The 7,372-nt window shown below is 40.8% G+C and carries 3 protein-coding genes; 2 read left to right on the top strand and 1 reads right to left on the bottom strand.

The window, feature by feature from the left end; translation table 11 throughout:
* The first annotated feature begins 654 nt into the window (after positions 1-654).
* Entirely contained in the window at positions 655-3,384 is a 2,730-nt protein-coding gene (locus tag WC222_08790; protein ID MFA6916479.1) for a hypothetical protein, read from the top strand.
* Between the two features lie 659 nt (positions 3,385-4,043).
* Here WC222_08790 and WC222_08785 read toward each other — a convergent pair.
* Positions 4,044-4,307, bottom strand: a complete 264-nt coding sequence (locus WC222_08785; protein MFA6916478.1) for a hypothetical protein — start codon at positions 4,305-4,307, stop codon at positions 4,044-4,046.
* A gap of 262 nt (positions 4,308-4,569) precedes the next feature.
* Here WC222_08785 and ppdK point away from each other — a divergent pair, with 262 nt between their 5' ends.
* On the top strand, positions 4,570-7,341 hold the full coding sequence (ppdK, locus tag WC222_08780; protein ID MFA6916477.1) for a pyruvate, phosphate dikinase: 2,772 nt from the start codon (positions 4,570-4,572) through the stop codon (positions 7,339-7,341).
* The last annotated feature ends 31 nt before the right edge of the window (positions 7,342-7,372 follow it).

Below are 7,372 nucleotides of genomic sequence, written 5' to 3'. Positions count from 1 at the left end.
CAATACTGCTTCGCAGTGAGTAAATGTAAGAAGATTGTCAATAATAAGATATGTAGAACCACAAGGATAAGTGGACGCAATAATTTCAAGGATTACTCACCATTATTCATAAGTAACTGCGAAGCAGTATTTTGCCACAAAGTGGCGACACCTGTGAGCCATTCTAGCCCAATCTTAAATCTGCCACCTCTTCGTGGCAATACTGCTTCGCAGTGAGTATGTAAGAAGATTGTCAATAAAAAGTTATGTAGAACCACAAGGATAAGTGGACGCAATAATTTCAAGGATTACTCACCATTATTCATAAGTAACTGCGAAGCAGTATTTTGCCACGAAGTGGCTACATGATGTTAGCCATGTGTGAATGAGCGAAGCGAATAAACGCATGGTAAAATTCAGCAAAAAATTGAGCCACAAAAGTGGCGACACCTGTGAGCTATTCTAGCCCCATCTTAAATCTGCCGCCACTTCGTGGCAAAATATTGCTTCGCAGTCAGTCTTGCTGAGCAGTACTTTAAAGCAGAATAAATTATTTATAGAGTTACTATTGTAGGTAAGTGACGATAAAGTGTATTATTGCTTTATTAAATTATAATTAAAATTAATTAATAGCATGTTATAATTCTTGATCATTCCTTAATTAGAGTTAGCAAAGTGGTAAGCCCATTAAATTTTGATATTATCGGTAGTAAATATGAAGCAGCTGCTTGGGCGGAAACAACAGACACGTTTTCCTTGGATTACAAAGACATAGGCCAACGTTTAGAAAGCCTCTCTTTAACATTCCGCGTGGCTCGCTTTTTATCTCAATTCGCATTGTTTTCCTTTTTGGAGAATTACTATGTTGAGCAAGTGAAAAGCACTATCCAAGCCTTTAAAGTAGAATATCTTAATACTGCAAAATCAATCTTAGCCAAGCACGGTCTTGAATCCAAATATGCAAGTCTATTTGAAAATCCTGATTTTACTGCAGAAAGATTTGCAGAGATAAGAAGGCATTTGCTTTATCTCTTCGATGTCAATCAGCAATTAGAAGAAGTCTCAAGCTCTTGGAGTCCTGAAGAAAAGATTGCAGTTAAACAACAGTTCTATGCTGTGTCTCAGCATGTTTTACCGGAACAAATCAAAGCTACATTGCGAAGTATCTACGATCAAGTGATCGTTCCACAGATTTTGGAAAGAGATACTATTATTCTTGGACTTCCCAGCGATTTTGAAAATGAAAATGAACAGGTCTTGATCACGCTGGATAAGGATCAATTTGATTTTCCTAAATGGGAAGAGGCGCTGAATTCCCCTAAAGTCGCAGATTCCAAAAAAATAAGCTCGGAGCTGATCAAACATTTAAAGGGAGTTCCAAAGTTAGTTGTAGAAGCACTATTCAATGAATACGTTGAGAAAGACGAAATCAAGATCCTTCATTTGGACATTGTAGAGAGAGCGGATCATTTTGAAATAGTAAGCCGTAGACCTAACCTAAAGTTTGAACAGCTCCCGCTAGATATGTTGGAAAGAATTGTTCAGTTTTTACCTGATCGAGCGCTGTTAAATGCACAGGCAACAGATAGAACATTAAGGACTCTTGCTGAAACAGAAATTGTCAAACGTCTGAATGCTCGTAAACTCGATTTATCCTCATTATGTTTGACACACACACAGCTTGTGGCTTTCCTAGGACGAAACCATGATAAATTAAAGTGTTTTAAGCTCAACGACATCCATAATCTTCAGAGTAATCAGCAACTTGTGGAATTGCTTAGTGTCTTTAAACAAATAGATTATATTGAGCTAGAAAATTGCAGAATTCAGTTTGGCTTACTTAAATCGTTACCTGTTAGTTTTCCTGATCTTAAGGGCTTAAGTCTTCAAACGTGCTTAATAGAAGACAGGCTCATAGATGATGCATTAAAAGAGGTGCGTAATCATCCTTTAGTAACTTTTGTAAAACTGGATAGAGCGGGAAGGGTGGTTATAGATCGTTTTCATAGAGATCTAGCGCAAGAATGGTCGAAATTCCTCTGCTTAGAGGAGTTAGACCTGACACAAAGCAGGTATATTTCTAAGGGGTATTTTTCCATTTTCTGGATGTCCTTTGTGAGTTATTTAAATGCTCCATCGCTTAGAACGCTTAAATTAGGCTCAGGCTTTAATGCAGGGGTTGTTCAAGAACATATTTCGAAATTTAAAAATCTAGAACATCTCGTTCTCGATATGATTAACTTAGATAGATGCGCTTCTATAGTAGATAAAATTAAAGACCTACCCAACATGCATACTTTAGAAATTAAATATGAAACTGGATCAGGGGAGGCTGCAATCAGAAAATTAACGAATGTTCTAGGTGGATTAAAGGGACTGAAAAGCTTATCTATCCATTATCGCAAGACGGCAACCTCATTGGAAGAAGATCCAAGAGGTGATATTGAAATATTAAGTTCGCAGATAGAAGCTGACTTTATGGCTGCTATAGGGAAACTTAAAAATTTGCGACGGATATGTATTCAGTTGGACCCCATACACAGTCTAAAAGGTGGAATGGATTCTTTTTTAGAATTAGAGCATTTAGAAGTTATAGAGTTAACAAATCATTCTTTAGTAGGCGGAATGCATGAGCTGAATTTGATTCCAGAAACAATTGTAAAAGAGCTTTTAAAAATACGTGAAATAAAATTTACAGGGAATTTTGCTCATTCTACATATGAAAGACTTGTAAACGTCTTGCCCTATTTACCTCAATTAGAAGTGTTGGAGGTTTGTAAGCCGTTCCCCACCGCTGCGCCTGACACTCCTACATTCAACAATAGAATCGCAGATCATTTTTATGAAATTCCGTTATTAAAGCATTTACAAATGGCTTTTGTGTTTTTTGCTGGAGATACAAAATCATTTATTAAGAATCTGCATCTTCTAAAGAATTTGGCTTCTATGGATATATCCTACAGCAATTTAAGAGTAGAGCAGCTTTTGGAATTAATAAATTCACTTCAGATATTACCAAAGCTTCAAAAACTTATAATCAAAGGTCTTATCACTAACATCTTTCCCTATGATATTAATAATTGGAAGGATGTTTCAAAAGCGATTAGTAAACTGACTCATCTCACAGAGTTAGATCTAAGTGACAACCAAATGCCTACTCTTTTTTTAATGGAAATAATCCAGAATGTTCACAAAATGAAGAATTTGACGCACATTAATTTGGATGGAAATCATCGATGGTTGCTTCTTCTTCCCGATGGAACCACGCAGATTAAAAAGATCTTTAGTGCGAATCGAAATTTACTATCCATCAGATTTAATGGTGGGGAATTTCTTAGAGAAATAGGTGGTAAGATTACCCCTATTCGCAAGACCATTTCGAAAACAAACATCCCTCTTTCATAGTTGCGAAGCAGTATTTTGCCACGAAGTGGCGACACCTGTGAGCCATTCTAGCCCAATCTTAAATCTGCCGCCACTTCGTGGCTTGATTCTAGGGGATACCATTTCCATGCGTTCTTCGCTTCGCTCATTCACACATGGCTAACATCATGTAGCCACTTCGTGGCAAAATACTGCTTCGCAGTGAGTAAATGTAAGAAGATTGTCAATAAAAAGTTATGTAGAACCACAAGGATAAGTGGACGCAATAATTTCAAGGATTACTCACCATTATTCATAAGTAACTGCGAAGCAGTATTTTGCCACGAAGTGGCGACACCTGTGAGCCATTCTAGCCCAATCTTAAATCTGCCGCCACTTCGTGGCAATACTGCTTCGCAGTGAGTAAATGTAAGAAGATTGTCAATAATAAGATATGTAGAACCACAAGGATAAGTGGACGCAATAATTTCAAGGATTACTCACCATTATTCATAAGTAACTGCGAAGTAGTATTTTGCCACGGGGTGGCGACACCTGTGAGCCATTCTAGCCCAATCTTATCTGCCACCTCTTCGTGGCAATACTGCTTCGCAGTGAGTAAATGTAAGAAGATTGTCAATAAAAAGTTATGTAGAACCACAAGGATAAATGGACGCAATAATTTTAAGGATTCCTCACCATTATTCATAAGTAACTGCGAAGCAGTATTTTGCCACGAAGTGGCTACATGATGTTAGCCATGTGTGAATGAGCGAAGCGAAGAACGCATGGTAAAATTCAGCAAACAATTGAGCCACAAAAGTGGCGACACCTGTGAGCCATTCTAGCCCAATCTTATCTGCCACCTCTTCGTGGCAATACTGCTTCGCAGTGAGTAAACGTAAGAAGATTGTTAATAATAAGATATGTAGAACCACAAGGATAAGTTCCTTGCAATTAGACATACCTTTTTCATTATCTTGCTGAAGCAGTACTTTAAAGCGATAATAAATTTATCTATAAGTTTATTGTAACTAGTTAAGTAGTGGTAAATTAATTTAAATTGTATTATTAATATTTATTTAAATGGAAGGAATTCACGCAATATCGATATACCAATAGTAACCACTCTCTAGAATTCAAATTAAAAAATATATTACTGATTTTATCCTTGACCCCACAGTTTCTTTATGTTGACATGGGTCTTTCATTACAGAGAGAGGCTTTATGGCTACAACCGCCCAAACTGCAATCAAACATGCCTTTGTTTATCCCTTTGGAGCAGGCATCACTACACCGCCGTTAGATTCCGCGCTATTGGGGGGAAAGGGCAAAGGCCTTGCAGAAATGGCTTCTATTGGCCTGCCTGTCCCTCCTGGATTTATTTTATCTACAGAAGCTTGTTTTGCGTTTTTAAAAAATGGACGTAAACTTACTCCAGAGATGAAAGATGAGATCCATGCAGCCATGGAGATTCTCGAAAAAAAACAAAATTCGAAATTTGGCGACCAGCAGCATCCCTTTTTAGTCTCTGTTCGGTCGGGCGCCCGGGTTTCCATGCCTGGGATGATGGATACGATCTTGAATTTAGGGCTTAATGACAAATCGGTGGAAGGGTATGCAGCCCTGACCGGCAATCCTCGATTAGCGTATGATTGCTACCGCCGTTTGATCATGATGTATTCCGAAATTGTACATGGAGTCAGCCGAAGACATTTCGAAGATGCCTTCAGGGTGATCAAGCAACAGCAGGGAGTCCATTTAGATAATGAACTTAGCGTTGAAAATCTAAAGCGTATATGTGTTGTCTTTAAGCAGGTTCATGATGAATACAGTATTACTCCTTTCCCCCAAGATGCCTATGAACAGCTATATGGGGCCATTGCAGCAGTCTTCAATAGCTGGGATAGCGAGCGAGCCATTCTCTACCGCCATCTGAATAGAATTCCTGATGATTGGGGCACCGCAGTGAACGTCCAAACGATGGTATTCGGTAATAAGAATGACAATTCTGCGACTGGAGTAGCCTTTACACGCGATCCTGCGAGTGGAATGGCATTATTTTACGGCGAGTTTCTTTCGAATGCCCAAGGCGAAGAGGTTGTTGCGGGAACACGCACACCCCAGCCTATCAATACTTACCAGAAACAGACAAGCGGATCGGAGCTGATCAGCTTGGAAGAAGCCATGCCTAAGGTCTATAAGGAACTGCATGAGAATGTCCTTAAGCTAGAACGGCACTACCGCGATATGCAGGATATTGAGTTTACTATTGACGATGGCAAACTTTATATGCTGCAAACACGTACGGGCAAAAGGACGGGCTTTGCAGCAGTGCGGATGGCTGTAGAAATGATGAAAGAAGGATTGATCGATGATAAAACGGCACTGCTACGCGTGCAGCCTAATCAGATTACACAGCTTCTAGCACCGGTTTTTGATGCACGTGCCAAGAGCCAAGCAGCAAACTTTCTTGTGGCCAAAGGACTGAATGCCGGTCCAGGTGCGGCGTCGGGTAAGGCTGTCTTCACAAGCCAACGGGCTACAGAATATGCCAAAAAAGGTATCCATACGATCTTAGTCAGGGAAGAAGCTTCCCCGGATGATTTCCCCGGAATGGTCGCAGCGCAGGGGATTTTGACCTTGCGCGGAGGCGCTACCAGCCACGCTGCTGTGGTAGCACGGGGGATGGGAAAACCTTGTGTCGTAGGCTGTGCAGCTTTACATCTAAATGAGCGGGCTCAGACCCTTTCTTGCGGAGAGAAAACCATCAAAGAAGGCGACCCCATCTCCATCGATGGGATGACGGGTGAAGTCTACTTCTGTGAATTGACAACAAGCCCTTCCGAAATTGTGCAGGTACTGATAACACGCACCAAATCACCGGAAGAGAGCCTCCTTTTTCAAGAATATGAAATACTTATGAAAATTGCTGACAAATACAAGAAGTTGGAAGTTCGTGCCAATGCCGATACACCTTATGATAGTGCTGTTGCACGTTCTTTTGGCGCTCAAGGAATAGGGCTTTGCCGCACAGAACATATGTTTATGGATATGGAACGCCTGAATGATGTGCGCTGTATGTTCTTCAGCACGCGTTATGAAGAAAGAAAAGCGGCAATAAGCAAGCTTCTTCCCCACCAGAAAAATGATTTCATAGGTATTTTTAAGGCTATGGAAGGGCTTCCTGTGACGATCCGCTTGCTTGACCCGCCGCTTCACGAATTTATGCCTCACAATTTTGACGAGCTAAACGCTCTCGCCCAGCTGATGAATATTAACCCTGATGAGCTGTCGCATATTCGCGATACACTTCAAGAAGTTAACCCTATGTTAGGACACAGGGGCTGCAGGCTGGGAATTACCTATCCGGAATTGACCGAAATGCAAGCGAGGGCAGTTTTCGAGGCAGCGATCGAAGTGCATAAAAGTGGCAAAGAAGTCTTTCCTGAAATCATGGTCCCGTTAGTAGGAACAATCGCAGAGCTGGAACACCAACGAATGATTATAGAAAATACTGCTAAGGAAGTATTTAAACAGAAAGGCGTCTCTATCGGTTTTACTATCGGGACGATGATAGAGCTGCCGCGTGCTTGTATTATTGCGGATAAGATAGCATTAAAAGCTGCATTTTTCAGTTTTGGAACAAATGACCTTACTCAGACAACTTTCGGGATAAGTCGGGATGACAGTGCCAAATTTGTACCCTCCTATGTCAGTGGAGTGCCCAACCCTGACGGCAGTAAAGGAATCTTTAAGTTATTGCCTGCAGACCCTTTTCAAGAGCTGGATCAGGAAGGAGTAGGGGAGCTGATGAAAATTGCTATTCAGAAGGGTAAGAGCACCAACCCTAACCTTCATCTCGGTATATGCGGAGAGCATGGCGGAGACCCCCATTCCGTAGAATTCTTCCATAAGCTGGGATTAGATTATGTTTCATGTTCTCCTTATCGAGTACCTGTAGCACGGCTGGCTGCAGGAAGGGCTGCTTTGCAATAGCATTTGCGAAGCGAATCATGTCCTAGTATAG

The sequence above is a fragment of the Parachlamydiales bacterium genome, from assembly GCA_041671045.1.
In the GTDB taxonomy this organism is placed as follows: domain Bacteria; phylum Chlamydiota; class Chlamydiia; order Chlamydiales; family JABDDJ01; genus JABDDJ01.
This window is presented reverse-complemented; position numbering and strand designations above follow the sequence as displayed.

Bases quoted from the DNA above. Each gene is read 5' to 3' on its own strand.
- WC222_08785 (MFA6916478.1), bottom strand. From the start codon at position 4,307: ATGTCTAATTGCAAGGAACTTATCCTTGTGGTTCTACATATCTTATTA.
- ppdK (MFA6916477.1), top strand. From the start codon at position 4,570: ATGGCTACAACCGCCCAAACTGCAATCAAACATGCCTTTGTTTATCCC.